Consider the following 25,170-nt stretch of genomic DNA (forward strand, 5'->3'; position numbering starts at 1 on the left):
AGCACTCCGCCTCTCTGCGTGTTCCTCGACCAGCGTTTGCCGCCTGCTAACAGGCTGCCGATCATAGGAGCTCGGGTCAAGAGCGCTGCGGTGAAAGCCCCGTCGGCTCAGTCTTCGGTATCGGGCAGCCGGTGCGGCTGGGCGTTGAACTTCTCCGGGGAGCCGCCCGCGCGGACCATGCCCTCGATCGCGCTCCAGGCCATCATCGTCATGTGGTCGAGCATCTTGTCGGCCGACATGGCGCGATTGGTGATCCACCAGTCGGTCGCCAGTTGCACACCGCCCACGAGCACGTAGGCGTAGAGCATGACGCCCTCGGTCTCCACACCGCGATCGAAGGCCTTGTCGCGCAGCACCGCGGCCACCACGTCGGCGAACAGCTTCTCGAAGTCGGCGAGGGTGGATTTGTCGGTGGTGGAGCCGTTGCCCATGATGAAGCGGTACACGTCGGTATCGGCGTCGACGGTGTGCACATAGGCCGCCAGCGTGTTGCGCACCAGCTCGTACTCGTCGAGATCGTCGCTGATGGCCTCGTAGATCCGCGGCATCAGGGTGGTCTCGACGAAGCGTTCCATGGTGGCCCGGGTCAGATCGCTCTTATCCGAGAAGTAGCGGTACAGAACGGTTTTCGAGACACCGATCTCGGCCGCGATCTCGTCCATACCGACATCGCCGCCGCGCTTGCGGATGGCGGCCAGGGTGCCGTCGACGAGTTCCTCGCGCCGATCGATCTTGTGCTGATGCCAGCGCCGTTTGCGACCGTCCACCCGGCCCGTGCGCGCCGGCGCGCTCGCGCCGGAACGCGTGGCTCGGTCACCGGCTTCGACGAGTTCTTCGGTGGACAGGATCGGACTCCTCGTTCGGGGATATGCGGGCCCATCCAGCTTAGTTCTTTCGTCACGGGATTCGCCGGAGTTCGGTTGTGACCGTGCCCGGGGGCGCGGCGGCTCCGGTGTGCACTCGCTCGAGCCAGCAGAATGGGCTTATGGAGCAATCTCCCGGCAGCGTTCCCGCTCTGACCGAGTCGCGTGCGGTCGCCGAATCGCGCCGCGAAGTGGGAAAGACCACAGGCCAACCCCCTACGTCGTTCGCCGATCTGATGGACGAAACCGGCAAGCGGCGCGATCTTCGCAAGATGAAGGCTGTGGCCACGGGTTTTCTGCTCGCGGCGACGGTGATCTATCTGATCTGTGCCTGGATGGGTTCGCGCGGTCTGGGCGGTGGCTGGGTCGGATATGTGCGGGCGGCGTCGGAGGCCGGAATGGTCGGCGCGCTGGCGGACTGGTTCGCGGTGACCGCGTTGTTCCGCCATCCGCTGGGCCTGCCCATTCCGCATACCGCGATCATTCGCAAGAAGAAGGATCAACTCGGCACCAGTCTCGGCGACTTCGTGCGGACGAATTTCCTGTCGCCGGATACCGTTGTGGCCAAGGTGAATTCGGCACAGATCTCGCTGCGGCTGGGCCGGTGGATGGCCGATCCCGGACATGCCGCGCGGGTTTCGGAGGAGACCTCGACGCTGCTGCGTGCGGTGATCGGGGCGCTGCGCGACGAGGATGTGGAGCAGGTCATCGACCACACCATTGTCAAGCGGATCGCCGAACCGCTGTGGGGTCCGCCGATCGGGCGGGTGCTGTCGGAGCTGCTGGCCGAGAATCGGCAGGCGCCGCTGCTGGATCTGCTGGCCGAGCGCGCCCATCAGTGGGCGCTGGGCAGTCAGGAGACCATCGATCGGATCGTCATGCGCGACGCGCCGTCGTGGGCGCCGAAATTCGTGAACGTGCTGCTGTCGGAGCGGATTTATCGGGAATTGGTGGAATTCACCTGGAAGGTCCGCTCCCAGCCCGATCACGAGGTGCGGTTGGCGGCCACCCGGTTCCTGGAGGATTTCGCACACGATCTGCAGTACGACGACGCCATGATCAAGAAGGCGGAGCGGATCAAGACCGAGATCATGGGCCGTGAGGAGATCACCGGAATGGCGCGGGCCACCTGGCGGGCCGCGAAGCGGATGATTCTGGAATCGGCCGACGATCCGAACAGCACGCTGCGGCGCAAGGTCACCGAGAATGTGCAGCAACTCGGGCAGCGCTTGGTCGACGAGCCCGAACTGCGCGCGCGGATCGACGGCTGGACCGAACGGGGCGTTCGGTATCTGGTGTCGAACTATGGTTCCGAGATCGCGACGCTCATCAGCGATACGGTTGCCCGGTGGGATGCCGACGAGGCGAGTTCCAAGATCGAATTGCAGGCCGGGCGCGATCTGCAATTCATCCGCATCAATGGAACGGTCGTGGGATCGCTGGCGGGACTTGCGATCTACGCCGTTTCTCATTTGCTGTTCCCTGGCTGGTCCGGGTAGCGCCGAATGTTTGCCGAACCGGTGCTAGCAGAGTGCTTGCAATAGTTAGCACCTCGTTTTAGAATCGACAGTACAACCGCCGGAAGGTGAGTGATGGCACAGGATCCCGAGGTTTCCGATCAGAACACCGGGGAATCCGCAGAAACAACTGCGGCCGACCGGGTGGCCCGCGTAGCCAACGCGGCGCACGACATCGGAAGCTTCATCCGTGCGCAGCGAGAAGCCGCGCAAGTCTCGCTGCGACAGCTCGCACAGCTGGCGGGGGTGAGCAATCCGTATCTCAGTCAGATCGAGCGCGGCTTGCGTAACCCGTCCGCCGAGGTGCTCGCGCAGATCGCGAAGGGTCTGCGGGTCTCCTCGGAGGTCTTGTACATGCGGGCCGGTTATCTCGAGCAGAGGCCGCACAGCCCGGTCCGGGATGCCCTGCTGGCCGATACGGGAATCACCGAGCGGCAGAAGCAGGTGCTGCTGGACATCTACGAATCGTTCCGCCGGGAAAACGCGGGGAACGACATCGGAGGGGACGCAACGGAATCCACAGGGGGCGTTCCCGGGGGGAACAGGGACAACGAGGTTCCGCACCAGGCCGCCGATGGCACCACCGAAGTTCCACGCCAGGAGAACGAAACATCATGACCGAAGCCAATGCCACCGTGACCAAGCCGCTGTACGCGACCGTGGGTGCGGGTGACGCCCTCTACACCGCGTTCGCCCAGATCGTCGACGGCCTGCGCGAGCGCGCCGCGACCGCCGACGTGTCCGGCCGGGTCGAGGAGGCCCGCGAGCGCATCGCCAACCTGCCCGCCGACGCCCAGGAGCGCATCGAGACGCTGCGCCAGCGCCTGTCGACGCTGCCGTCGGAACTGCCCGACGACGTGGCCGAGCTGCGCGAGAAGCTGACCTCCGAGGAGCTGCGCCGCCTGGTCGACCAGTACTACCACCAGCTGCTGGACCTGTACTCGGATCTGGCCGTGCGCGGTGAGGGCCGGGTGGGCAAGCTGCGCGAGACCAACCCCGCCTTCGACGAGCAGTTCGTCAAGGTCGAGGGCACCCTCACCGACGTCGTCGCCCGCGCCGAGGATGTGCTGGGCAAGGTGACCGAGCAGGCCCGCGGCCTGCTGGGCAAGGCCGCCGAGGAGGTCGAGGAGACCGAGGACGCGGTCGAGGCCGAAATCGTCTCGGTAACCAACGAAACCGCCCCCACCGCCCCGGTCGCCGAGTCCCCCGCCAAGAAGGCCGCCCCGGCCAAGAAGGCCCCCGCCAAGAAGGCTCCCGCCAAGAAGGCCACCAGCACCGGCACCACCAAGAAGTAAGCCGGGCAACGGGTTCCGAAGGCCGCACGCCTCCGGAACCCGCCACCCCGGGTATCGCAGACAAAGCTGCCCCGCACGCCGCTGGAAGATTGATGCCCCCGCACACGCTCTTCGTGCGGGGGCATCGCCCTATCATGGACGGTGTGTACCAGCTGACAAGTACGATCATCTGGCTGCTCTGGCTGGCGGCCATGGGTGCGACCATCTTTGCGCTGGTCCATGCCATTCGGCAGCGCGCCGATGCGTTCACCGCCGTCTACAAGCTGACCAAGCCGATTTGGGTGACCATCCTCGCGGTGGCGTTGGGGCTGCTGTTCCTGGCCCGGACGCCGGTCGGATTGATCGGTATCGCCGCGGTCGTCGCCACCGGTGTCTACCTGGCCGACGTGCGGCCCAAGGTAGACGAGATCCAACGCGGTCCGCGCTGGTGAGCCCGGCCGTGCGAGTGCGGTAGTTTCGCTTCCCGTCACCCGTCGTTCGCCTCCGCGGACGGCGGGTGTCCTTTTTCTGTCCGGCTAGCACTAGCAAGCACCCCTTCGGTGGGTTACTGTGGCAAGCAGTAACACACAAAGGAGTGTTCGATGTCGGCAACGCTGCCCAACCCGTTCGCGGGTCTCGCGCGTCAGGTGCACGAGCTGCTGCTCGCTCACCGCGCCCAGTTGCGCACCCGGGTGTACGCCACCGAGGCGCTGAATCCGCCCGCCGCGCCGCACGAGGTCATTCCCGTCACCGCGAGCGACGGCGCGCGGCTGCGGGTGCACGCCTACGGGCCCGCCGACGGCGATGTGCTCGTCCTGGTGCACGGCTGGACCTGCTGCCTCGAATACTGGAATCCGCAGATCAACGAGTTCGCTGGGCGCTACCGCGTGATCGCCTACGATCAGCGCGGCCACGGCGAGAGCGAATTCGGCTCCGGGCGGGTCACCCCCGATGTGCTGGCCGACGACCTGTCCGCGGTGCTGGCCGCGGCGCTGCGGCCGGGCCAGCGGGCCGTCCTGGTGGGACACAGCCTGGGCGGCATGACGATTCAGGCCTGGGCCGGGCGTCATCCCGACCAGGTCCCGCAGCGCGCGGCCGCGGTGGTGCTCACGAATTCGGCCCCGCACGGCCTGATCGCGGCGACGACCGTGGTGCCGCTGTTCAATCGCGGTCTGGTGGCGCTGCCGGATCTGCTCGGGCGGTTCGGGCTCGGCGCACCGATCGTCTTCCCGCCGATCCGGCCGGTGAAGTGGGTGTTCCGCCGACAGATCATGAGCCTGGCCTCGACCGGCGACATCGCCGACTTCGCGCTGGCCATCGTGCGCTCGTGCCCGGCGCGGGTGCGGGCCACATTCGGCATCCTGCTCGCCGAGCTCGACCTCGGCCGCTCCGCGGTGCACCTGACCGTGCCGACCACGGTGATCGCCGGTTCCAAGGATGATATGACGCCCGTGGTGCATTCCGAACGGATCGCCGAAATGCTCAGGGAAGCCGGCAGTTTCGTGAAGATGGTGGTCCTGCCGACCGGACATCTGGGCAATGTGGAGGCCTACGAGCGGTTCAACGACGAACTCGCCCGAGTGCTCTCGGCGACCTTCGCCCCGATCCGCGAGGTCAGCGCGTAGGTCCTTGGGATCGTTGGCGTTTCGTTATCCGCACGGACCGTAGCGGGGAAGGCCCGCGGGCCGATATGTGTTCCAGATAACAGGAAATCCCGGCGACCCGCCGGATCGCCCAGGAATTGCGTTGCGCGGGAATGGGTATTCGGTGAAAGCGGGATGCACGCAGCAGAAGTTCCGCTCGGAACCAGTGCAGAGACGGAAAAACGGGCAACTTCACTGCTTGCACTAGCAAGCGCTACTGCTAGCGCGGTAGTGTGCTGGAGGACACAAAGGAGTGCTCATGCTGGTGAAGCTGCCCGAGACGGTGACCGGCCTCCGTCGTGGCGCCGACGCCCTGAACGCGGCCTACAGTGCGCGTTTGCGGTCGCGGACCTACGCCACGGCCGCGTTGAACGTCGCACCGTCCCCGGAAATCGTTTCCGTCACGACCGCCGACGGCGCCCGCCTTCGGGTGCACGCCTACGGCCCCGCCGATCGCGACGTGCTCGTGCTGATCCACGGCTGGTCGTGCTGCCTCGAGTACTGGAATCCGCAGATCAACGCATTTGCCGGTGAGTATCGCGTGGTCTCCTACGACCAGCGCGGCCACGGCGAATCCACCCTGGGCTCCGAGCGTTTCAGCGCCGATCAGCTGGCCGGAGATCTGTCGGCCGTGCTGGACGCGGTATTGCGCCCCGGCCAGCGCGCGGTGCTGGTCGGACACAGCATGGGCGGCATGACGATTCAGGCGTGGGCGCGCCGGTTTCCGGAACAGGTCGCGCAGCGGGCGTCGGCCATCATGCTCGCCACCACCGCCGCGAGCCGGATTCCCGGTCGCGCCAAGATCATTCCGCTGCTCAACGAGTTGATGCCCGCACCGACCTGGGTTGCCCAGGCGCTGTTCGGCGCTCCGGTCCCGCTGCCGGGAACGGCCGCGGCGCGCGGCATTTTCCGCAATCGGATCATGACCGCCGCCGCGACGGACGAGGCCGTGGCCTTCGGCCTGGCCATCGTCCGCTCCTGCAATCCGGCCGTGCGCGGCGCGGTCGCGCGCGATCTGGCCAAACTCGATCTGGCCGAGGCCGCCGCCCACATCACCGTGCCGACCGTCGTCGTCGCCGGGGAATTCGACAAGCTGCTGCCGCAGATCCACTCCCGCGAGATCGCGGATCTGCTGGCCGCCAACGGTTCCCTGGACCGCTACGTTCTGTTGCCGACCGGTCACCTACCGAATATCGAGGCCCCGCACGAATTCAACACCGAACTGCACCGCCTGATCCGCCTGGCCCGCACGGGCGTGCCGGGCCTGCGCGTCGGCGGCGCCGCGGCATCGTGACGGTGTGTTCGCCGAAAGCGTTATCCACCAACTCCGGTTGACGCGTCCAGGAAGCGGAAACTGGAGGCAGCGAGACCTCCCCGAATAACCGCGGGGGATGGGCGGCAGCACGGTTGTCCGGGCTGTCGGCCAAGGCCGGTCAAGGGCGCCCGGTCTTGGCTCTCCCGCGGTGAGTTATCCATGTGCTTGCGAAATTTGTTGTTGCGAAACGTAAACCGTGGGTTTTCGGCGTTTAGTTGAAAACCACCGTTCGGCGGCCGTGGACCAGGACGCGGCCCTCGAGGTGCCAGCGCAGGCCGCGGGCGAGGACTACGCGTTCGATGTCGCGGCCCTGGCGGACCATATCGCGGACGGTGTCGGCGTGGTCGATGCGGATGACGTCCTGTTCGATGATCGGGCCCGCGTCCAGTTCCGGGGTGACGTAGTGGCAGGTGGCGCCGATGAGTTTGACGCCGCGGGCGAAGGCCTGGTGATACGGGCGGGCGCCGACGAAGGAGGGCAGGAAGCTGTGGTGGATGTTGATGGCGCGGCCCGCCCAGTGCTCGCACAGCTGCGCGGGCAGCACCTGCATGAAGCGGGCCAGCACGACCGCGTGCGGATCGTGGGCGTCGACGAGTTCGCGGACCTGGTCGAAGGCGGGGCCGCGCTCGGCCGGATCGGCGGGGAACGGGACGTGGTGGAACTTGATCCCGTGCGCCTGCGTCATCTCCGCCAGATCCGGATGGTTGCCGATGACGGCCTCGATGGTCGCGGGCAGCTCACCGCTGGCGGCGCGGCCGAGCAGATCGTGCAGGCAGTGGCCGTCCCGGCTCACCAGCAGCACCGCGCGGCGGCGCTCGCCGGAATCGAGTAGCTGCCATTCGGTCCGCGGGCCGAGCTCGTCGGCGACGGCCGCGAACCGGGTGCGCAGCTCGTCGAGTGAGAACGGCACGGTCGAGGCCCTGATCGCCTGCCGGGTGAAGAACCAGCCGGATTCGGTGTCGGAGTGGTATCCGGCCTCGACGATCGACCCCCCGAACTCGGCGATGAAGGACGTGATGCGCGCGATGATGCCCGGTCGATCCAGGCAGCCGAGGGCGAGCACGTAACGACGGTCATCCGGGTTCGCGGGGGTGGAGCTCATGGGCTCCATCCTTTCAAACGGGAGCGGCCCGCCCGTACCAGCCCGGGCTAGAACGCGTAGAACGGCTCGGCGTAACGGAATTCGCCGACAATGCCCGATTCATAGGTGGCCAGGCGGCGAACCTGGAAATGCGAGGTCCATTCGGGCATGTCCGGGACGATGCCCAGCCGGGAGCCGGGGACGAAGCCGAAGCGGGGGTAGTAGTCGAGGTGGCCGAGCAGGCCGATCAGCGGCTCGTCCAGCGCGTCGGCGGCGCCGAGCGCGGCGTGCATGAGCGCCGAACCCACGCCCGCGCCCTGCTGTTCGGGCAGCACCCCGATCGGCCCGAGCGCGAGCACCGGAAACGGGCCCACGCTGGCCCGGGTGAGGCAGACGTGGCCGACGACCCGGTCGTGTACCTGGGCGACCATCGACAGCGTCGGAATCCAGCCCGCATCGCTGCGCAGTTTGTGGACCAGGTCGACCTCCGCGGGATCGGCGCCCGCCCGCGGGGTGCCCTCGGGATTGCCGTTCGGATATTCACGAGCGAAGGCGGCGCGATGGACCGCATCGATCGCGGGGATGTCGGCGGCCCGTTCCCGACGGATCAGCACCCTGACATTCTCCTCCCCGATGAGTGGCCCAGCCGGGCCGTCCCTTACGAGTGTGCGGGACGGCCGAGGCTGCCCGCAACGCATATGTGCCAGACTCTGTCCCCATGGCCGATAGCACCAGCGAATCCGGAAACCGTGCGCTGACCCGCGGGGAGGTGGCGGCGATGATCGACCACACCCTGCTCGCGCCCGAGGCCACCGCCGAGAAAGTGGCCGCGACGATCGACGAGGCCCGCAAGCTCGGGGTGTACGCGGTGTGCCTGTCGCCGTCGATGCTGCCGGTGCGCGCGCCGGGTCTGGTCGTCGCGACCGTCGCGGGTTTCCCGTCGGGGAAACATCATTCGCTGGTGAAGGGCACCGAGGCGCGGCTGGCGGTGGATCAGGGCGCGGCCGAGGTGGATATGGTCATCGATATCGGGGCGGCGCTGGCCGGGGACTACAACGCGGTGCTGGCCGATATCGTGACCGTGCGCGAGGCGATCGGCGACAAGGCGCTGCTCAAGGTGATCATCGAGGCGGCCGCGCTGCCCGACGAGGCGATCGTCGAGACCTGCCGGGCCTCGGAACGGGCCGGGGCCGATTTCGTGAAGACCTCCACGGGATTTCACCCCGCCGGGGGTGCCAGCGTGCATGCCGTGCGCTTGATGGCCGAGACCGTCGGTGGGCGGCTGGGCGTCAAGGCCAGCGGCGGCATCCGCACGGCCGAGGCCGCGGCGGAGCTGGTCGCGGCCGGGGCCACCCGGCTGGGTCTGTCGCGGTCGGCCGAGGTGCTCGACGGCTTCCCGGAGTGATCAGCAGCGGGCGTCGCCGCTGCCCTGCAGCCGGGTCGCGCCGCCGGTCAGCTTCACCTCGATGCCGCTGTCGGTGACCTTGATGGCGGTCGGCTTGAGGTCCAGCGGGTAGCTCTGCAGGCTCTGCGTCATGAGCTGCACGATGCCGTCGACCAGATCGGTGGGCAGGCCGAGCCCGAGCAGCTGCGCCGACTGGGTGCTGACCTGGATCTGGTCGCCCACGATCTGCGGCCGCAGCCGCAGGTCGGCCAGGCCACCGAGGACCTTCACGTCCAGGGTGCCGGTGCCCGGGTCGGACTGCACGCCCGAGACCAGGCCCTTCAGCGTCTGCGCGATGCCCTCGTTGCTCCAGGTGGCGTCGGCGCTGGAGTTGTCGACGGTGGCGCCGCCGCGGCCGCCGTCGACCAGGTTGATGTCGTTGAGCCGGGCGTGCACCTTCATGCCCACGGCCGGGCCGAACTTGGCGTCGTCGCTGTTCAGATCGACGTATTGGACCTGATGGTCGATCGCCGTGAGCAGCAACGGTTTCGGGCCGAAGCGCACCGCGACCTTACTGCCCAGATCCTTCTCCACCTGCGCGGCCAGGCATTCGGAGCTCTGGCGGCGGTAGTAGGTCTCCGCGGCCGCGGCCGTGCCGACCAGGGCCAGCGCGATCACGAGTCCGAGGATCAGCACGATCCGCCGCACGTTGCGGGTGCGCGGGCCGCCCGCCGGGGTGCCGGGGGCGGGGCCTACCGCGGTGTAAGGAGGAGTCGAACTCATGGCACCGATTCTTCCCGAGCTTTCTGAGCCCGTTCTGTGGGGCGGGTGAAGGGATTCCACGAGAGAGCGTCAAATTGTGACATACCGCACATATCCGGGCGTAGCCTGGATCACATGTCCGGGGAAGTCGCCGCCAGCAGTATCCGCGATCCGGAACGGGGCTGGTCGATATTGCGGCAGCTCGCGGGGCGGCACGCCGGATACTTCACCACCCGGCTGGTGCTGCGCACCGGCTGCGAGTCCCGCATCCGCGCCGCGCTCGAGGACGGGCAGGTGATCCGGGCCGGGGTGGGCCTGCTGCGGATGGCCGACTGGCCGGTCGGCCCGCTCGACGAATACGCCATGTGGGCGGCGTGGTTCGAGGGCGACGCGGCGATCTCCCACCACAGCGCGGCCGAACTGCACGGCCTGGGCCGGCTGCGCCCGCGATTCGTCCATCTGTCGGCCGGATCGGGTCGGGTGCCGAGCGCGCCGCGGCTGGTCGTGCTGCGCCGGGCGTTGCGCGAGGACGAGGTGGAATCGGCGGGGACGTTCCTGGTGACCACGCCGGTGCGGACGGTGCTGGATCTCGCGGAGACGGGTATCGGGCAGGCCGCGCTGGACGAGGTGGTGGGGGATGCGGTGGCCATTCGCCGCTGTGCGAGTTCCGAGATCCGCGCCGCCGCAGCGGGATTGCCGCCGCGCACCGCGGCGCGGGTGCGGCAGGCGCTCGCTCGGGCGTGATTCGCCGCCGCGCCGTTCCGGCGTGGTTCGGGCGAGATCCCGGCATGGGGCATGCCGGGACGTCGGACCGACGGGATGACGAGGACGCGTTCATTTCGTCGGCGCGACGGTCTCCCACGGCACCGACAGCACGCAGTCGCGTAGCCGACGACGGTAGTCGTGCACGGGAAAACCCTGCTCGCGCAGCATCTTTGCCGTCTCGCGCCAGCGCACGCGTGGGCCGTAGGGGGCCAGCGGGGCGGCGTGCGACCAGGCGCGGTCGGCGGCGGTGAGCAGGGTGTGGATGCGCTCGCCGGGGACGTTGCGGTGGATGAGGGCCTTCGGTAGGCGTTCGGCGATGTCGGAGGGTCGCTCGACGGTGAACGGATCCCAGGCCAGGGTCAGCGACCGCGGGCCGGAGCGATCGAGCAGGACCCACGCGCAGCGGCGGCCCAGCTCGTCGCAGGTGCCGTCGACCAGCAGGCCGTCCGGGGCCAGGCCCGCCAGAATGGTCGACCATGCCTCGGGCACGGCCGATTCCGGATACTGGCGCAGTACGTTAAAGGCGCGCACCAGAATCGGGCGCAGGCCCGCCAATTCGAAACCGCCCCGGGCGAATACGACGCCGTCTCGGGCCGGGACGACGCGATCCGGATCGATCTCGAGGCCGACCACCCGGACATCGGGGCGCACCCGGCGCAACCGAGTCGCCAGCTCCAGTGTGGTAACCGGGCTCGCGCCGTAGCCCAGATCGACGACGAGCGGATCGGCGGCCGCGCGCAGCCGCGCGGTCACCAGGGTGTCGTGCACGACCCAGCGATCGCTGCGCCGCAGGCGATTGATGCCGGTGGTACCGCGCGTGATCGCGCCGATCGGTTTACTACGCACGCACGAACTCCGGACCGTACGGCTCAGGCCGTCGGGTTCTGCTCCTCGAGCCACCGCGTGGTGAACTCGGCCTCGGCGCGCAGCAGGTCGACCAGATTGATCAGCATGAGCTGTTCCAGCTTCGGGCCGAGCAGCGGGATGAACACCTTGGCCGTGGACGAGGTGCGCAGCGTGCAGCCGGTGTCGGTGGGGAACAGATGCATGACGCCGCCGAGGGTGCCCGGACCCGCGGGAATGGATGCGGTGTATTCGCCGGTGACCTCCGGACCGTACGGGCCGAAGGTCTCCTTGCGGGTGATCACCATATCCTTGCGCATCACCGCCTGGGCGATGTCGGGCAGCATGTCGCGCGGCAGCACATGCTGCAGCACCACCTCGATGCCGTTGTCGCCCGCCTCCAGGCTGACCACGTCATTGGGGGAGTACTTGCGCATTTCCTCCATCCGCGCATCCCAGTAGGCGCGGTTGGACAGGGCCGCGTACACCTCTTTGGTGGTGTGCAGCGGATAGCGAGCGGAGTAGTCCAGTCGACGGGCCATGGCGGGTCAGATTACCGTGCACGACCGGGCGGACTCGCTCCGCCGCTCCGACGAGGCCCGGTTGCTACCGGTTCGCCCGAATCAGTGCGTCGCGATCCAGTTACCGGTGAACTCGGCCTCGGCGGCGAGCAGTTCGGTCAGCTTCTCGGCGACCACGGCCTCGATCTTCTTGCCGAACAGCGGGACCTTCACCTCGACCGTGCCCTCGACGCTGATCGTGGCCGAGCTGTCGTCGCCGGTCAGGGTGACCGTGCCGCGGACCTCGGCGGGCGCGCCGTCGACGTGGGCCTCGAACAGGCCCGAGCTGCCGGTGTAGGTCTCGGTGCGGGGAATGATCAGATCGCCCGGGCGCACGGAGGTCAGGGCGGTGGGCAGCTCCGCCTCCGCGATCGACTGCACCATCTGCACCCGCAGCTGATCGCCGGAGACCTCGAAGCCGTCGATCCGCGCCCCCGGGCCGCCGACCTCGGCGATGCGATCCTTCCAATACTGCTCGTCGGCGATCGCCGCACGCACGGCAGCGGCCGGATGCGAGTAGTGAGCGGTGTACGCCAGGGGTGTCGCCATGAGCGAACACGCTACCGTCTGTGGTCGTGCGTACATCTCAGGTGGTGCCGTTCGAGGAAGTGAGCGAGCTGCTCACCGCAACCGGTGCGCGGGTGCGCAATTCGGTGCGCCTGGCGGAGCTGACCACGCTGCGGGTCGGCGGTCCGGCCACGGTGGCCGACTGCGCGACGACCGAGGCGCTCGTCGCGACCGTGCGCGCCCTCGATACGGCCGGGATTCCGGTGCTGCTACTGGCGGGCGGATCGAATCTGCTGATCGCCGATGCCGGGTTCGGCGGGGTGGTGGTGCGGATCGTGACCGAGGGGGTGGAGCTCGGCGCGGATGGGGTGGTCGCCGAGGCCGGGGCGAATTGGGATGCGGTCGTCGCGGCGACGGTCGATGCCGGGTTCGGCGGGCTGGAGTGCCTGTCCGGGATTCCGGGGTCGGCGGGTGCGACGCCGGTGCAGAACGTGGGGGCCTACGGCGTGGAAACCGAGCAGTTGCTGCGGCGGGTGCGGTTGCTGGATCGGGCGAGCGGCGAGGTGCGCTGGGCGGAACCGGGTGAGCTCGGATTCGGTTACCGCACATCGGTTCTCAAGCACAGCGATCGGGCGGTCGTGCTGGGGGTGGAGTTCGCGCTGCGGCCCGATGGGTCGAGCGCGCCGCTGCGGTATCGGGAGCTGTACCAGGCGCTGGGAGCCGAGGAGGGGCAGCGCCGCCCGGCCGCCGAGGTGCGCGCGGCGGTGCTGCGGCTGCGGGCCGGGAAGGGCATGGTGCTCGATCCCGACGATCACGACACCTGGAGCGCGGGGTCGTTCTTCACCAATCCGGTGGTGCCGCCGGAGCGGGAGGCCCAGGTGCGCGCGGCCATCGCGGCGCATGTGGGTGATGTCACAGTGCCCACCTATCCGGCGCCCGACGGGGTGAAGTTCTCCGCGGGTTGGCTCATCGAGCGGGCCGGATTCGCCAAGGGATTCCCGGGGCCGCAGGCGGCCGCGCGGCTGTCCACCAAACACACCTTGGCCCTGACCAATCGGGGCTCGGCGACCGCGGCGGACCTGGTCGGGCTGGCGCGCACGGTGCGCGACGGGGTGGCCGAGCGGTTCGGGATCCGGCTCGAACCCGAGCCCGTGACGGTGGGGGTCACGCTCTAGCCGAGGGTTTGCCGCCCGGACTGGGGGCTGGGCCCGCCGCGACTTCGCGGTAAATTCGAGGAAGTGAGCATTCGAGAAATAACTGGCCGACGTGCCCTGCTGGTCGGGATGGCTCAGCTGGCGACGGCCGCGCTGGTGGCCGGATGTTCGAGCGGCAACGGCGGGGGTGACAAGGCCGCGCCGAAGGAGAAGCCGCCGGTCGCCAAGGTGACGTTCGAGCCCGGCAGCGGCAGCGGTGACGTCAATCCGACCGCGCCCGTATCGGTTTCGGTGGCCAGTGGTCGCATCGATCAGGTGGCCCTGACCAATCCGAGCGGTAAGCAGGTCAAGGGCGAACTGTCGCCGGACCGGAGCAGCTTCAAGGTCAGCGAGCCGCTCGGTTACGGCGTGACCTACACCTGGTCGGGCACCGCGGTCGGCACCGACAACAAGCCCGTGCCGATCGAGGGCAAGTTCACCACGGTGCAGCCGAAGCAGACCGTACCCGCCACCATCAATATCGGCGACGGTCAGCAGGTCGGCATCGCGGCCCCGATCATCCTGCAGTTCAAGCGGCACGTCGCCAACAAGGCCGCCGCCGAGCGCGCGCTGACGGTGACCACGACGCCGCCGACCGAGGGCGGCTGGGCCTGGCTGCCGGACGAGAACGGCGGTTCGCGGGCGCACTGGCGGCCGCGCAACTACTGGGCGCCCGGCACGGAGGTGAGTTTCGGCGCCAAGCTCTACGGCCTGGACCTCGGCGGCGGCGCGTACGGCGCTTCGGATCTCACCTCGGAGTTCAAGATCGGCCGGGCGCAGATCGTGAAGGGCCACGCGCCCAGCCACCGCGTGCGGGTGATCCGCGATGGCGAGACGATCTTCGACTTCCCGTGCAGCTACGGCGAGGGCAACGAGCCGCGTAACGTGACGCGCTCGGGCATTCACGTGGTGACCGAGAAGTACGAGGACTTCCTCATGTCGAATCCCCCCTTCTACACCAACGTCCGCGAACGCTGGGCCGTACGCATCTCCAACAACGGCGAATTCATCCACGCCAACCCCGAATCCGCCTCCGCCCAAGGCAATTCGAACGTCACCAACGGCTGCATCAACCTCAGCACCGCCGACGCCCAGAAATACTTCCCCACCGCCATGTACGGCGACCCGGTGGAAGTAACCGGCACCTCCATCCCCCTCTCCGCCGCCGACGGCGACATCTACGACTGGACCATCGACTGGGAAACCTGGAAATCCCTCTCCGCCCTCCAGGGCGAACCTTCCACAGCCGTCTCGGCCACCCCCGTCCCCCCCGGCCCAGTCCGCGGCGGCAACTAACCCCGCTCGCTTCGCTCGCGGGGAATTGAGAGCGGCCTCCGCGGGGAAACGGGAGGCCCTCGCCGGGTAAGTCTGGAGGCCTCCCGGGGTGGAGGGGCATCGCCCGGGGGGAGGGATGTTGCCGGGCGGAGGGATGTTGCCGGACGGGGGCGCTGCCGGGCCGGGGGATGCTGTCGGGCGGGGAGACACCGCCAGGTGGAGAGACGCCGTACTCCACCTGGCGGTGTCTTTGTTCCCCGTGAGTGACGCCGTTCCCACGCGGGGCAACCTCTTTCTTCCTCGCGGGAAGGTTCCTCATTCCCCGCGAGCGGAGCGAGCGGGGTTACGGGCGGCGGGCGAAGCGGCCGGGGTCGGCCTGGTCTCGGGGTTTGACGATGATGGTGTCCAGATTTACGTGTGGGGGGCGGGTGGCTACGAAGCCGATGATTTCGGCGATGTCCTGGGCCAGCAATGGATCGATGCCCTCGTAGACCTTGGCGGCGCGGTCGGCGTCGCCGTTGAAGCGGACCAGGGAGAATTCGGTTTCCACTGCGCCGGGGGCGATTTCGGTGAGGCGGACGGGTTTGCCGAGGAGTTCGCCGCGCAGGGTGCGGTGCAGGATGGCCTGGGCGTGTTTGGCGGAGGTGTAGCCGGAGCCGTTGTCGTAGGCATGGAAGGCGGCTACCGAGGTGATCGTGACGATCAGGGCGTCGCCAGAGGCGATCAGCTTGGGGAGCAGGGCCTTGGTGATGCGCAGGGTGCCGAGCACATTGGTCTCCCACATCCAGCGCCAGTCGTCCAGGTCGGCCTCGGCGACGGGAGCCAGGCCCTTCGCGCCGCCCGCGTTGTTGACCAGCACGTCCACCCGTTCGACGGCATCGGTGAACGCTCGCACCGAATCCTCGTCGGTCACATCCAGCGGCAGCGCGGTCCCGCCGACCTCCGCGGCCAGCCGCTCGAGCCGATCCACGCGTCGTGCTCCGACATAGACGTGGTAGCCCTGTTTGGCGAGCTCACGGGCGGTGGCTTCCCCGATGCCCGAGCTGGCCCCGGTGACGACGGCGGTACGAGTGCTCATGGCCCGAGCTTAGGGTCAGCCCACGTCGCGGGGCATCCGGTGGTGACCGGTTCCACCCGCTCGAGGGGAACTAGCCTGACCTCATGGCGATTCGGGAAGTTGTGAGCGCGGACGGAACCAGCATTGTCTACCGGGTGACCGGACCGGCCGACGGGCGGCCGCTGGTTCTGCTGCACGGCTGGGCGGGCAACCTGCTCAACTGGGGCGTCGCGGCCGAGGAACTGGCTCGGCGGTTCCGGGTGATCGCGGTCGACCTGCGCGGCCACGGCTACTCGGGCGCGCCCGAGACCGGCTACGACGATCCGAAGAATTGGGCCGCCGACATCGCGGCCGTCCTGGCGGGGGAGGGCATCGAGACCGGCGCGGTGCTGCTGGGCTGGTCCTACGGCGGCATCGTGCTCACCGACTATCTGACCGCCTACGGCACCGGCGCGGTGGCGGGCGTCGTGTACTGCGGTTCGCAGGCGGGCATCGGCCGCGGCGTTCCGGGCGCGCAACCGGGCCCGGCCATGCAGAAGGCCATTCCCGACGTCTTCGAGGAGAGCGCGGGCAAGGCGGTGCGCGGCTTCTCGGCCTTCGGCAGCGCCAACACCGGCGGCGCGCGCGACAAGGGCGCCGACGCGCAGCGGCTGTTCGGCGGCAGCCTCTCGACCCCGCCGCGGGTCCGCAAGGCGCTGTTCTATCGGACCGTCGACAACACCGAAACCCTTCGCGCACTGGATGTTCCGGTTCTGGTGCTGCACGGCACCGCCGATCCGGTCGTGCCCATCGACAACGGCCGCTATATCGCCGAGGCGGCGCCGGATGCGCGCACGTCCTACTGGGAAGGCGCGCAGCACGGCCTGTTCGTCGAGGATCCGGACCGCTTCGTCGCCGAGGTGAGCGCGTTCGCCGACGGCCTGAACTAGGGCTCGCATATGCGCCGAGAACTGAAAATCGCTGTCGCCCAACCCAAATGCGTCGCCCACGACGTGGTCGCGAATGCCGTCGAACATGCCCAGGCGATACGCGAGGCACGCGCCCGGGTGGTGGTCTTCCCGGAACTGTCGCTGACCGGCTACGAACTGGATGCCGAGATCGTGACCCCGGACGACGACCGGTTGGCGCCGATCATCGATGCCTGCGCCGAGACGGGTGCGCTGGCCCTCGCGGGCGCGCCGGTATCCGGCCCGCACATCGGAGTGCTCGGCGTGGACGCGCACGGAGCCACGATCGTCTATCGCAAGGTTCATCTGCACGGCAGCGAGTCACACCGCTTCGTCCCCGGCGAGCACGCGGCGCTCGAGGTGGACGGCTGGCGGCTCGGTCTGGCGGTCTGCCTGGACACCAAGTTTCCCGAGCACGCCGCCCGCACGGCCGAACTCGGCATGGACGGCTACGTCGCCGGGGTCGTGAACGCCGACCACGAGGCCGAACTGGCCGGTGAACGGGCCCGGCGGGTGGCGGCCGATCACGGCGTCTGGGTCGCGATCGCGGCCTTCGCGTGCCCGACCGGCGGCGGTTTCGACCGGACCTGCGGGCGTTCGGGCATCTGGTCGGCTACCGGTGAGCTGCTGGCGGAGGCGGGCCCGGAGCCGGGGGATCTCGTCTGGCATACCTTTTCGGCCTGATCGCGGGTAAGGCTTGTCACCGCGCTGAACCGCGCCGAGTGACGCCCTCGGTCGAGTGCCGGGGGAACGCACGTCCCCCGGCCGGGACGCCCCTCGAACGCCATTGTGTCGAGCGGCATTTCGCGGTGCCGACGAACCTGCGCGGTTGTGTCGCTTGATGTTTGCCAGGCTCTCGTCCGCATGGCTCGTTCCGAGCCCTCACGATGCGGCTTGCACGCGGCGATCAATGCGGTTGTGATGGCAGTCACTTGGTGGTGTAGGTCGCATCGGGGCATTCCTCCGGACGTGCACACTGGAGTGGTGAGTCAACGCGCGGACCTACGGCCCCATCGGATCGCCGTGTTGTCGGTGCACACCTCACCACTCGCGCAGCCAGGCACCGGCGATGCGGGCGGCATGAACGTCTACGTGCTGCAAACCGCCATCCAACTGGCCCGGCGCGGCGTCGAGGTGGAGATCTTCACCCGCGCCACCTCCTCCAACGACGAACCGGTCGTCGAGGCCGCACCCGGGGTGCTGGTGCGCAACGTCGTGGCCGGACCGTTCGAGGGGCTCGACAAACACGATCTGCCCACCCAGCTGTGCCCGTTCGCGGCCGAGGTGCTGCGGCAGGAGGCCCGGCACCAGCCCGGCCACTACGACCTCATCCATTCGCACTACTGGCTGTCCGGTCAGGTCGGCTGGCTGGCCCGGGACCGCTGGCGAGTGCCGCTGGTGCACACCGCGCACACCCTGGCCGCGGTGAAGAACGCCTATCTGGCCGAGGGCGACACCCCCGAACCCGCGGCCCGCGAGATCGGCGAGAAGCAGATCACCGCCGAGGCCGATCGCCTGGTCGCCAATACCGCCGAGGAGGCCCGGCAGCTGGTCGAGCTGTACGGGGCGGAACCGGAACACATCGACGTGGTGCTGCCGGGCGCGGATCTGGCGCGCTATCGGCCCGGCGAGAAACTGGTCGCCCGCGCCGAACTGGGCCTGTCCCCGCGCGAGCAGATCGTCGCCTTCGTCGGCCGGATCCAACCGCTCAAGGCGCCCGACGTGCTGGTGCGCGCCGCGGCACAGGTACTCGCCGCCGAGCCCGGGCGGGCGCTGCGGGTGCTGATCGTGGGCGGTCCGTCCGGCACGGGGCTGGAGCGCCCCGATTCGCTGATCGAATTGGCCGCGCAACTGGGCATCGCGGACCGGGTGACGTTCCTGCCGCCCCAGCCGCCGCATCGGCTGGTGCAGGTCTACCGCGCCGCCGATCTGGTGGCCGTGCCCAGCTACAACGAATCGTTCGGCCTGGTCGCCATCGAGGCGCAGGCCAGCGGGACGCCCGTGCTGGCCGCGCAGGTCGGCGGGCTGGGAACCGCTGTGCGCGACGGGGTTTCGGGGCTGCTGGTACCCGATCACAGCACCGCGCAATGGGCGGCGGGCCTGCGCCGGTTGCTCGACGATCCGCGGCGGCTGGAGCTGATGGGGGCGGCCGCGATCGAGCACGCCGCCAACTTCTCCTGGGAACATACGGCCGAGGGTTTGCTGGACAGCTATTCCGAGGCGCTGGCGGGGTATCGAGGTGTGCGATCGCGACTGGCGGGTACGTTGCTGGCAGAGAGCAATCAAGCCAGGTCGCGGGCGCTGTGGCGGCGCCGGATAGGAGCGGTGCGTCGGTGACGGACACGATTCGGGAAACCGCGAAGGTTATCGAGGACACCCTCGTCGAGCGCGAGGTGGAGTACACGCGCGAGGGTGCGGAAACCTTCATCGTCGTGCTTCCGGGTGAGCGCAAGCTGAAGACCACCGTCATGCTGACCGTCGGCAAACACGGCGTGCGCTTGGAAAGCTTCGTCTGCCGCAAGCCCGACGAGAACTTCGAGGGCGTCTACAAATTCCTGCTGCGCCGCAACCGCCGCCTCTACGGCGTGGCCTACACCCTCGACCGGGTCGGCGATATCTACCTGGTCGGGCGGATCGCCACCCATGCCGTCACCGCCGACGAACTGGACCGCGTCTTCGGGCAGGTGCTCGAGGCCGTCGACGCCGACTTCAACGTGCTGCTGGAGCTGGGCTTCGCGGAATCCATTCGGCGGGAATGGAAGTGGCGGGTGTCGCGGGGCGAGTCGCTGAAGAATCTGCGGGCGTTCGAGCATCTGGTCGAGGAATAGCCCTACGCTCTGCGGCTGTACCCCCCGGCACCGGCGCGAAAGGTGATCTCGGCATGACCGTATTGGCCCTGGATATCGGCGCGACGAAGTTCGCGGCCGGAGTGGTGCAGGCCGGGCGGCAGGTCCGCGACGTGCGGCAGGTGCAGGTGCCGCGGACCAAGGTGTGGGAGACGTGCCGGGCCTTGCTGCGCGAGGTGGCCGGGGACGCCCGGATCACCGCGATCGGGATCGGCTCGGCGGGGCCGGTGGATGTGCGCTCGGGAATCACCGCGCCGCTGAACATTCCGGAGTGGAAGTCCGGATTCCCGATCGTGGCATCGGTCCAGGAGTTGTTCCCCGGGGCCGTGATTCGCTTCGCCATCGACGGCGCGTGTCTGGCGCTGGCCGAACATCACATCGGGGATCTGCGCGGCGTGCGCGACGGCCTGGCGATGACCGTCTCCTCCGGAATCGGCGGCGGCATCATCATCGACGGCCGGGTCGCGGTGGGCCGCACCGGAAATGCCGGTCATATCGGCCATATCGTCGTGCCCGGCTGGGACGATCCGTGCGGCTGCGGCGGCATCGGCTGCGTGGAGGCCGTGGCCAGCGGCATGTCGTCGGTGCGCTGGGCGCGTGCGCAGGGCTGGGAGGGAACGACCGGCGTCGACCTCGCGCGGGCTGCCCAGGTGGGCGACGCCATTGCCCTCGCCGCCCTGCATCGCTCGGGAACCGCACTGGGGCAGGCGATTTCGTCCGCGGCCGCGCTGCTGGACATCGATCGGGTGGTGATCGGCGGCGGCTTCGCCGAATCCGGTGCGCCGCTGTGGGATCCGATGCGCGCGGCGCTCGCGAAACACGCGCGGTTGGGCTTCCTGCGCGAGCTGCGGGTGACGAAGTCACGCATCACCGGCGGGGCCACCCTGGTCGGCGCGGGCGTCCTGGCCGCCGGTCACGCCACCACCGACGAGGACGACTGAGCTCAGGCGGCGCGGGCGTAGGCCACCAGGGCATTGGCATGTCCGTGCCCGAGGCCGTGGTCGTTCTTCAGCCAGGCCACCAGCTCCATATGCTTGGTCAGCTCCGAGCCCTCGATCAGTTTCAGCCATTCGCCGATCGGCCTTCCGTACTTCTTCTCGATGGACGGGAAGTAGGAGGCAGGGCCCTTCGGGGCGGTGTTCTTCGCACTCATGCCCGTGACGACGAGGCCGCCCGCGGGAATTGATCGCCGCGTGAGTGTGTCGAGTGTCACGTCCAGGCCCTCGGGCGAACGCCCACTGGTACGGCCTGAAGCTCGCGGCGGCGGACGGCTAGCATGACGGCCATGACGTACACCCTCGTTTTGCTGCGCCACGGCGAGAGCGAATGGAACGCCCTGAACCTGTTCACCGGCTGGGTGGACGTGCATCTGACGCAGAAGGGTCAGGCCGAGGGCAAGCGCGCCGGGGAGTTGCTGGCCGAACAGGGCATCCTGCCCGACATCGTGTTCACCTCGCTGCTGCGCCGCGCGATCAGCACCGCCAATCTGGCCCTCGACGCGGCCGACCGGCACTGGATCCCGGTGGTGCGGGACTGGCGCCTCAACGAGCGGCACTACGGCGCCCTGCAGGGCAAGAACAAGGCGCAGATCCGCGACAAGTACGGCGACGAGCAGTTCATGCTGTGGCGGCGCAGCTACGACACCCCGCCGCCGCCGATCGACCTCGACGACGAATACAGCCAGGACGGCGATCCGCGCTATGCGGGCATCGACGTGCCGCGCACCGAATGCCTGAAGGACGTCGTGGCCCGGATGGTCCCGTACTGGGAGTCGACCATCTCCAAGGAACTGCTGGCGGGTAGGACCGTACTCGTTGCCGCGCATGGCAATTCGCTGCGCGCGCTGGTCAAGCACCTGGAGAACATCTCCGACGACGACATCGCCGGGCTGAACATCCCGACCGGCATCCCGCTGCGCTACGAACTGGACGAGAACCTGCGCCCGGTCGGCCCGGGCGAGTACCTCGACCCGGAGGCCGCGGCGGCCGGTGCGGCGGCGGTCGCGAGCCAGGGCGGCAAATAGGCGGCCCGTTCATCTCGTGGACGCGTAAGGGGGCTGGGCAACGTCGCCCAGCCCTGGTAGTGTCCACCCGTTCAGCGTCGGGCTGTCGCTGAAATGCTTTCTGCCAGGGGATATTTCGATCCATCGCACGGGAGCTCGTCGCTGCCCGGCGCTGGTTCGACGACTCAGCGCAGAAAGAGATGCACATGTTCGCAGCGGGTAGGGCCCGACTCGTTTCCTGGGCCGCCGCTGCGGTGGCGGCAGTGGCCACCACCGCATTCACCGCCGGGACGGCCACCGCGGCCGCGCCGGTCACGCTCGGCGGCGGTTCCGGCATCATCCTCGAGCAGCTCGACGATCCGGGTAAGGCCGCCGACTGCACCCTCACCGCCATCGGCTTCGATACGGCCGACCGGCTCGTCGGCCTGACGGCCGGGCACTGCGGCCAGGTCGGCTCGCGGCTGCTGGCCGAATACGATCCGAAGGCCGGGGTGATCGGCCGGATCACCGCCAAGAGCGAGGATATGGACTGGGCGATCATCGAATTCGACCCGGCCAAGGTGGTGCCCACCCGCAGCGTCGCGCAGTCGGTGATCAACTCCGTCGGGGCCGGTCCGGCGGTCGGCGACAATGTCTGCAAGAACGGCCGCACCACCGGCTTCACCTGCGGCATCGTGTGGGAAACCCATCCGATGTGGTTCGCCAGCCACGTCTGCGCCGATCACGGCGACTCCGGCTCGCCGGTGCTGCGCGGTGATCAGTTGATCGGAATGGTGGTGGCGGGCAAGGACTTCCAGGTCGGCCCGGTGACCGTCGAGCTGCCCTCCTGCCAGGGCGCGGGCGATCTGATCCATCAGCCCGACGCCGCCACCACCATGCAGGTGGTGCTGCGCGATATCGACCGCCAGGGCGGTCCGGGGGCGGGCTTCCGGTTGTTCTGACGGGTGCTGCGGTGGCGGCCCGCGGGTCCGCCACCGCCTCCGTTCGGACTGCGTCCCGCGTGAGCCTCATCACGTCTACGCTGCCGTAGCTATCACATTGCTGGTTATCGGAAATGATCCCTGGGCGAGGGTGGCGGCAGTCACATACGGGCCGGTCGGAAGTGGTACGGGTCATTTCCGGTAGGCAATCAGCCAGGTCACTACCGAGTTTCCAGTCGGATGAGAATCTGAGAGAAATTCGCTTCAGTTGGTGTAACCAGGGGTTTGCAACAGATTAAGACGTGGCTAAACTCCCGGACGTTCGACCATTTCGAGAGGTGGATCACGTCCGATGAAGTACGCGCTGCGCGCCACAGTGGCTGCGGTGGCCACCACCGTGACTCTCCCGTTCTTCGGCCCGGGCACCGCGAGCGCGGCACCGATTTCGACCGGACCCGACGGCGGTGCGGCCGGTGCGATGTGGACCGCCACCGAGGACGGCCCGCAGCAGTACCCGAGCATCAACATCCAGTGGGACGTGCCGATCACCATGAGCGACGGCACCGTGCTGAAGGCAAATGTCTACCGGCCCGCCGATGCCGCCGGTCGACCGATCGACATCCGGACGCCGGTCGTCGTCAACATCACGCCCTACACCAAGCTGGTCAGCAATCTCGCCGACCACGCGATCTCGGTGCCGGGCCTGTCCGATGCGCTGATCAACCTGTTCCGGCAGATCGATCTCAGCGGTACCGCGCTGTCGGGCGTCACCGATCTCACCAAGGCCTTCGGCGGCGGTGAACTGCGCAATTTCGCGGTCGATCGCCAGCTGATCAGGAGCGGCTACGCCCAGGTCGTCGTCGACGCCCGCGGCACCGGCTTCTCCCAGGGCGAATGGGATATGTTGCGCCAGCGCGAGCAGCAGGACTCGGTCGAGGTGATCGACTGGGCGTCGAAGCAGCCCTGGTCCGACGGCAATGTCGGCATGAGCGGCATCTCCTACTCGGCCATCAACCAGGTGCAGGCGGCCGAGAAGCGCCCGCCCGCGCTGAAGGCGATCTTCCCCGTCGTGCCGGGTAGCGATCTGGTGCAGGACGTGCTGAACCCGGGCAGCGGCTTCGGCTTCAACTTCATTCCGCTGTGGCTCACCGCGATCAACGCCACCAAATGGGTGCCGGATGTGCAGTCGCTGGTGAACGGCAAATTCGACTTCCAGTGGCTGTCCGATCGGGCCGAGAGCCCGCTGACCTACATGGACGTGCTGCTCAACGCGTATGCCAGTGTGCGGATGGAGGATCTGGATCCGCGGGTGCGAAACCTGCTGTCGGAGTTCTCCGCCGAGCGGCGGGCGTGGCTGGGCGATCCGAGCCGGGTGCAGACGCCGACCTTCGTCGTGGGCGGCTGGCACGACCTGTTCACCTACTCGGAATCCAAGATCTACAACGAGATTCCGTTGCCGCCCGGCCAGAAGCAGCTGCTGATGGGCAACACCTACCACATCAGCTCGGGCAACGAGTACGGTAAGCCCGGCCTGCCGCCGCGGATCGATGTGCTGCAGCGCGCGTGGTTCGACAAGTGGCTCAAGGGCATCGACAACGGCATCGACGGCTACGGTCCGGTGACGCTGTACCAGCAGGGCAGCGGCGGCTGGACCACCCAGGACGGCTTCGGGATCACCGCCCCGGCCCAGGAGGCCGCGGAATATCGGCGAATGTATCTGTCCGCCAACCGAAGCGGCACCGCGAACAGCGTCTACGACGGCTCCCTGACCGGTGCGCCCGACGCCGACAGCGCGCGGCTGACCATCGCGCCGGGCCTCACCACGCTGTGCTCCAACGACGCCGCGCAGGCGACCATCGGCGCGCTGGCCGTCTTCGACGCGTGCGCCAAGGATTCGCGCATCGCCGAATCCAACGCTCTGACCTTCACCAGCGCCCCCGTGGCGGAGACCACCACCATCTCGGGACCGATCGCCGTGCGGCTCAACACGATTCAGGACGCACCCGACGGCTATTGGACGGTGACCGTCAACGACGTCGCCCCCGACGGTCGGTCGACCGTGCTCTCCTCGGGACAGCTGCTGGCGTCGATGCGCGAGATCGACGACTCGCTCAGCGCTCGCTCGGCCAATGGCGACTACACCGACCCGCGCCCGTACACCTCGCTGGATCGGCGGCAGCCGACCGTGCCGGGCCGGTCGACCACGCTCGATATCGGCCTGTCCGGCACCCAGGCGGTGCTGGCGCCCGGCCATCGGCTGCGGATAGATGTGTTCGCGGGCAACTTCCCCAAGGGCGTGCCCATCACACCCCTGCTGGTCGACACCGGCCTGAAACCCGAACACCTGCAACTGGATCCGAATGCCCCGAGCTTCGTGAACATCCCCGTCCGCGGTAATCCGGGCTGGTAGTTCCGA

General features: G+C 68.5%; 27 protein-coding genes. 18 read left to right on the forward strand and 9 right to left on the reverse strand.

All coding sequences use genetic code 11. The annotated features are described in order from the left end of the window. Positions 1-107: 107 nt before the first annotated feature. Positions 108-767, reverse strand: coding sequence for a TetR/AcrR family transcriptional regulator (locus NDR87_RS25660; RefSeq protein WP_251912751.1), 660 nt, complete (start codon positions 765-767; stop codon positions 108-110). A 332-nt stretch (positions 768-1,099) separates the two neighbouring features. Here NDR87_RS25660 and NDR87_RS25665 point away from each other — a divergent pair, with 332 nt between their 5' ends. The 6 genes from NDR87_RS25665 to NDR87_RS25690 all read left to right on the forward strand — a co-directional run bounded on the left by NDR87_RS25665 (position 1,100) and on the right by NDR87_RS25690 (position 6,591). Next, positions 1,100-2,362, forward strand: coding sequence for a DUF445 domain-containing protein (locus NDR87_RS25665; RefSeq protein WP_251913221.1), 1,263 nt, complete (start codon positions 1,100-1,102; stop codon positions 2,360-2,362). 93 nt (positions 2,363-2,455) lie between these two features. Beyond that, positions 2,456-2,998 (forward strand): helix-turn-helix domain-containing protein, encoded by a 543-nt coding sequence (locus tag NDR87_RS25670; protein ID WP_251912752.1) that lies wholly within the window; start codon positions 2,456-2,458, stop codon positions 2,996-2,998. Further along, complete coding sequence (locus NDR87_RS25675; RefSeq protein WP_251912753.1) at positions 2,995-3,675, forward strand: heparin-binding hemagglutinin; 681 nt, start codon at positions 2,995-2,997, stop codon at positions 3,673-3,675. Before NDR87_RS25670 ends, NDR87_RS25675 begins: the two co-directional genes overlap by 4 nt. Before the next feature lie 134 nt (positions 3,676-3,809). Then, positions 3,810-4,106, forward strand: coding sequence for a DUF2516 family protein (locus NDR87_RS25680; protein WP_251912754.1), 297 nt, complete (start codon positions 3,810-3,812; stop codon positions 4,104-4,106). A gap of 150 nt (positions 4,107-4,256) precedes the next feature. After that, complete coding sequence (locus NDR87_RS25685) at positions 4,257-5,279, forward strand: alpha/beta fold hydrolase (RefSeq protein ID WP_251912755.1); 1,023 nt, start codon at positions 4,257-4,259, stop codon at positions 5,277-5,279. 277 nt (positions 5,280-5,556) lie between these two features. Beyond that, positions 5,557-6,591, forward strand: coding sequence for an alpha/beta fold hydrolase (locus tag NDR87_RS25690; protein WP_251912756.1), 1,035 nt, complete (start codon positions 5,557-5,559; stop codon positions 6,589-6,591). A gap of 232 nt (positions 6,592-6,823) precedes the next feature. Here NDR87_RS25690 and purU read toward each other — a convergent pair whose 3' ends face one another. Then, positions 6,824-7,714 carry a formyltetrahydrofolate deformylase gene (gene purU / locus NDR87_RS25695; RefSeq protein WP_251912757.1) on the reverse strand — a complete coding sequence of 297 codons (891 nt, stop codon included), beginning with the start codon at positions 7,712-7,714 and terminating at the stop codon, positions 6,824-6,826. A gap of 47 nt (positions 7,715-7,761) precedes the next feature. Next, positions 7,762-8,307: a GNAT family N-acetyltransferase gene (locus NDR87_RS25700; protein WP_251912758.1), complete on the reverse strand. Its 546-nt coding sequence runs from the start codon at positions 8,305-8,307 to the stop codon at positions 7,762-7,764. A gap of 104 nt (positions 8,308-8,411) precedes the next feature. Between NDR87_RS25700 and deoC the strand changes: the two genes are divergently transcribed. Further along, the gene (gene deoC, locus NDR87_RS25705; RefSeq protein WP_251912759.1) at positions 8,412-9,098 is read left to right on the forward strand and encodes a deoxyribose-phosphate aldolase; all 687 of its coding nucleotides are present in this window, start codon (positions 8,412-8,414) and stop codon (positions 9,096-9,098) included. Here deoC and NDR87_RS25710 read toward each other — a convergent pair whose 3' ends face one another. Beyond that, positions 9,099-9,860: a DUF2993 domain-containing protein gene (locus NDR87_RS25710; protein ID WP_251912760.1), complete on the reverse strand. Its 762-nt coding sequence runs from the start codon at positions 9,858-9,860 to the stop codon at positions 9,099-9,101. It abuts the gene before it with no gap. Positions 9,861-9,974: 114 nt separating this feature from the next. On the opposite strand from NDR87_RS25710, the gene NDR87_RS25715 reads away from it, so the two are divergent. After that, complete coding sequence (locus tag NDR87_RS25715) at positions 9,975-10,583, forward strand: hypothetical protein (protein WP_251912761.1); 609 nt, start codon at positions 9,975-9,977, stop codon at positions 10,581-10,583. 90 nt (positions 10,584-10,673) lie between these two features. Here the strand turns inward: NDR87_RS25715 and NDR87_RS25720 are convergent, their stop codons facing one another. The 3 genes from NDR87_RS25720 to NDR87_RS25730 form a co-directional block, all read right to left on the reverse strand. Then, positions 10,674-11,450, reverse strand: coding sequence for a class I SAM-dependent methyltransferase (locus NDR87_RS25720; RefSeq protein ID WP_251912762.1), 777 nt, complete (start codon positions 11,448-11,450; stop codon positions 10,674-10,676). 23 nt (positions 11,451-11,473) lie between these two features. Continuing rightward, positions 11,474-11,989 (reverse strand): DUF2505 domain-containing protein, encoded by a 516-nt coding sequence (locus NDR87_RS25725; protein WP_251912763.1) that lies wholly within the window; start codon positions 11,987-11,989, stop codon positions 11,474-11,476. Between the two features lie 81 nt (positions 11,990-12,070). Further along, positions 12,071-12,556: a DUF2505 domain-containing protein gene (locus NDR87_RS25730; RefSeq protein WP_251912764.1), complete on the reverse strand. Its 486-nt coding sequence runs from the start codon at positions 12,554-12,556 to the stop codon at positions 12,071-12,073. 44 nt (positions 12,557-12,600) lie between these two features. Here NDR87_RS25730 and NDR87_RS25735 point away from each other — a divergent pair, with 44 nt between their 5' ends. Together NDR87_RS25735 and NDR87_RS25740 are read left to right on the forward strand one after the other, a co-directional pair. Beyond that, positions 12,601-13,689 (forward strand): UDP-N-acetylmuramate dehydrogenase, encoded by a 1,089-nt coding sequence (locus tag NDR87_RS25735; RefSeq protein WP_372494180.1) that lies wholly within the window; start codon positions 12,601-12,603, stop codon positions 13,687-13,689. 108 nt (positions 13,690-13,797) lie between these two features. Beyond that, positions 13,798-15,003, forward strand: a complete 1,206-nt coding sequence (locus NDR87_RS25740) for an Ig-like domain-containing protein (RefSeq protein WP_251913226.1) — start codon at positions 13,798-13,800, stop codon at positions 15,001-15,003. Between the two features lie 322 nt (positions 15,004-15,325). Here the strand turns inward: NDR87_RS25740 and NDR87_RS25745 are convergent, their stop codons facing one another. Next, entirely contained in the window at positions 15,326-16,060 is a 735-nt protein-coding gene (locus NDR87_RS25745; RefSeq protein WP_251912765.1) for an SDR family NAD(P)-dependent oxidoreductase, read from the reverse strand. Between the two features lie 83 nt (positions 16,061-16,143). Here NDR87_RS25745 and NDR87_RS25750 point away from each other — a divergent pair, with 83 nt between their 5' ends. The 5 genes from NDR87_RS25750 to NDR87_RS25770 all read left to right on the forward strand — a co-directional run bounded on the left by NDR87_RS25750 (position 16,144) and on the right by NDR87_RS25770 (position 20,773). Continuing rightward, positions 16,144-16,968 (forward strand): alpha/beta fold hydrolase, encoded by an 825-nt coding sequence (locus NDR87_RS25750; RefSeq protein ID WP_251912766.1) that lies wholly within the window; start codon positions 16,144-16,146, stop codon positions 16,966-16,968. A gap of 9 nt (positions 16,969-16,977) precedes the next feature. Next, on the forward strand, positions 16,978-17,670 hold the full coding sequence (locus tag NDR87_RS25755) for a carbon-nitrogen hydrolase family protein (protein ID WP_251912767.1): 693 nt from the start codon (positions 16,978-16,980) through the stop codon (positions 17,668-17,670). Between the two features lie 237 nt (positions 17,671-17,907). Continuing rightward, positions 17,908-19,323 carry a D-inositol-3-phosphate glycosyltransferase gene (gene mshA / locus NDR87_RS25760; protein ID WP_286014042.1) on the forward strand — a complete coding sequence of 472 codons (1,416 nt, stop codon included), beginning with the start codon at positions 17,908-17,910 and terminating at the stop codon, positions 19,321-19,323. Beyond that, positions 19,320-19,814: a YbjN domain-containing protein gene (locus tag NDR87_RS25765; RefSeq protein WP_372494167.1), complete on the forward strand. Its 495-nt coding sequence runs from the start codon at positions 19,320-19,322 to the stop codon at positions 19,812-19,814. Before mshA ends, NDR87_RS25765 begins: the two co-directional genes overlap by 4 nt. 53 nt (positions 19,815-19,867) lie before the next feature. Continuing rightward, entirely contained in the window at positions 19,868-20,773 is a 906-nt protein-coding gene (locus NDR87_RS25770; RefSeq protein WP_251912769.1) for an ROK family protein, read from the forward strand. Positions 20,774-20,775: 2 nt separating this feature from the next. Here NDR87_RS25770 and NDR87_RS25775 read toward each other — a convergent pair whose 3' ends face one another. Next, positions 20,776-20,985: a DUF4287 domain-containing protein gene (locus NDR87_RS25775; protein ID WP_251912770.1), complete on the reverse strand. Its 210-nt coding sequence runs from the start codon at positions 20,983-20,985 to the stop codon at positions 20,776-20,778. Positions 20,986-21,117: 132 nt separating this feature from the next. Here NDR87_RS25775 and NDR87_RS25780 point away from each other — a divergent pair, with 132 nt between their 5' ends. The 3 genes from NDR87_RS25780 (at position 21,118) to NDR87_RS25790 (ending at position 25,164) form a co-directional block, all read left to right on the forward strand. Beyond that, positions 21,118-21,855 (forward strand): phosphoglyceromutase, encoded by a 738-nt coding sequence (locus tag NDR87_RS25780; protein WP_251912771.1) that lies wholly within the window; start codon positions 21,118-21,120, stop codon positions 21,853-21,855. A gap of 242 nt (positions 21,856-22,097) precedes the next feature. Then, positions 22,098-22,775, forward strand: coding sequence for a S1 family peptidase (locus NDR87_RS25785; protein ID WP_251912772.1), 678 nt, complete (start codon positions 22,098-22,100; stop codon positions 22,773-22,775). Positions 22,776-23,106: 331 nt separating this feature from the next. Then, the gene (locus NDR87_RS25790; RefSeq protein WP_251912773.1) at positions 23,107-25,164 is read left to right on the forward strand and encodes a CocE/NonD family hydrolase; all 2,058 of its coding nucleotides are present in this window, start codon (positions 23,107-23,109) and stop codon (positions 25,162-25,164) included. Positions 25,165-25,170: the final 6 nt, after the last annotated feature.

It is taken from the genome of Nocardia sp. CDC159, assembly GCF_023740735.1.
Taxonomy (GTDB): domain Bacteria; phylum Actinomycetota; class Actinomycetes; order Mycobacteriales; family Mycobacteriaceae; genus Nocardia; species Nocardia pulmonis.

Coding starts and splice junctions, on each gene's coding strand:
- NDR87_RS25750 (WP_251912766.1), top strand. CDS start 16,144: ATGGCGATTCGGGAAGTTGTGAGCGCGGACGGAACCAGCATTGTCTAC.
- NDR87_RS25665 (WP_251913221.1), top strand. CDS start 1,100: ATGGACGAAACCGGCAAGCGGCGCGATCTTCGCAAGATGAAGGCTGTG.
- NDR87_RS25715 (WP_251912761.1), top strand. CDS start 9,975: ATGTCCGGGGAAGTCGCCGCCAGCAGTATCCGCGATCCGGAACGGGGC.
- NDR87_RS25675 (WP_251912753.1), top strand. CDS start 2,995: ATGACCGAAGCCAATGCCACCGTGACCAAGCCGCTGTACGCGACCGTG.
- NDR87_RS25755 (WP_251912767.1), top strand. CDS start 16,978: ATGCGCCGAGAACTGAAAATCGCTGTCGCCCAACCCAAATGCGTCGCC.
- NDR87_RS25780 (WP_251912771.1), top strand. CDS start 21,118: ATGACGTACACCCTCGTTTTGCTGCGCCACGGCGAGAGCGAATGGAAC.
- purU (WP_251912757.1), bottom strand. CDS start 7,714: ATGAGCTCCACCCCCGCGAACCCGGATGACCGTCGTTACGTGCTCGCC.
- NDR87_RS25680 (WP_251912754.1), top strand. CDS start 3,810: ATGGACGGTGTGTACCAGCTGACAAGTACGATCATCTGGCTGCTCTGG.
- NDR87_RS25725 (WP_251912763.1), bottom strand. CDS start 11,989: ATGGCCCGTCGACTGGACTACTCCGCTCGCTATCCGCTGCACACCACC.
- NDR87_RS25740 (WP_251913226.1), top strand. CDS start 13,798: ATGGCTCAGCTGGCGACGGCCGCGCTGGTGGCCGGATGTTCGAGCGGC.
- NDR87_RS25710 (WP_251912760.1), bottom strand. CDS start 9,860: ATGAGTTCGACTCCTCCTTACACCGCGGTAGGCCCCGCCCCCGGCACC.
- NDR87_RS25770 (WP_251912769.1), top strand. CDS start 19,868: ATGACCGTATTGGCCCTGGATATCGGCGCGACGAAGTTCGCGGCCGGA.
- NDR87_RS25670 (WP_251912752.1), top strand. CDS start 2,456: ATGGCACAGGATCCCGAGGTTTCCGATCAGAACACCGGGGAATCCGCA.
- NDR87_RS25745 (WP_251912765.1), bottom strand. CDS start 16,060: ATGAGCACTCGTACCGCCGTCGTCACCGGGGCCAGCTCGGGCATCGGG.
- mshA (WP_286014042.1), top strand. CDS start 17,908: ATGGCAGTCACTTGGTGGTGTAGGTCGCATCGGGGCATTCCTCCGGAC.
- NDR87_RS25790 (WP_251912773.1), top strand. CDS start 23,107: ATGAAGTACGCGCTGCGCGCCACAGTGGCTGCGGTGGCCACCACCGTG.
- NDR87_RS25685 (WP_251912755.1), top strand. CDS start 4,257: ATGTCGGCAACGCTGCCCAACCCGTTCGCGGGTCTCGCGCGTCAGGTG.
- NDR87_RS25690 (WP_251912756.1), top strand. CDS start 5,557: ATGCTGGTGAAGCTGCCCGAGACGGTGACCGGCCTCCGTCGTGGCGCC.
- deoC (WP_251912759.1), top strand. CDS start 8,412: ATGGCCGATAGCACCAGCGAATCCGGAAACCGTGCGCTGACCCGCGGG.
- NDR87_RS25730 (WP_251912764.1), bottom strand. CDS start 12,556: ATGGCGACACCCCTGGCGTACACCGCTCACTACTCGCATCCGGCCGCT.
- NDR87_RS25775 (WP_251912770.1), bottom strand. CDS start 20,985: ATGAGTGCGAAGAACACCGCCCCGAAGGGCCCTGCCTCCTACTTCCCG.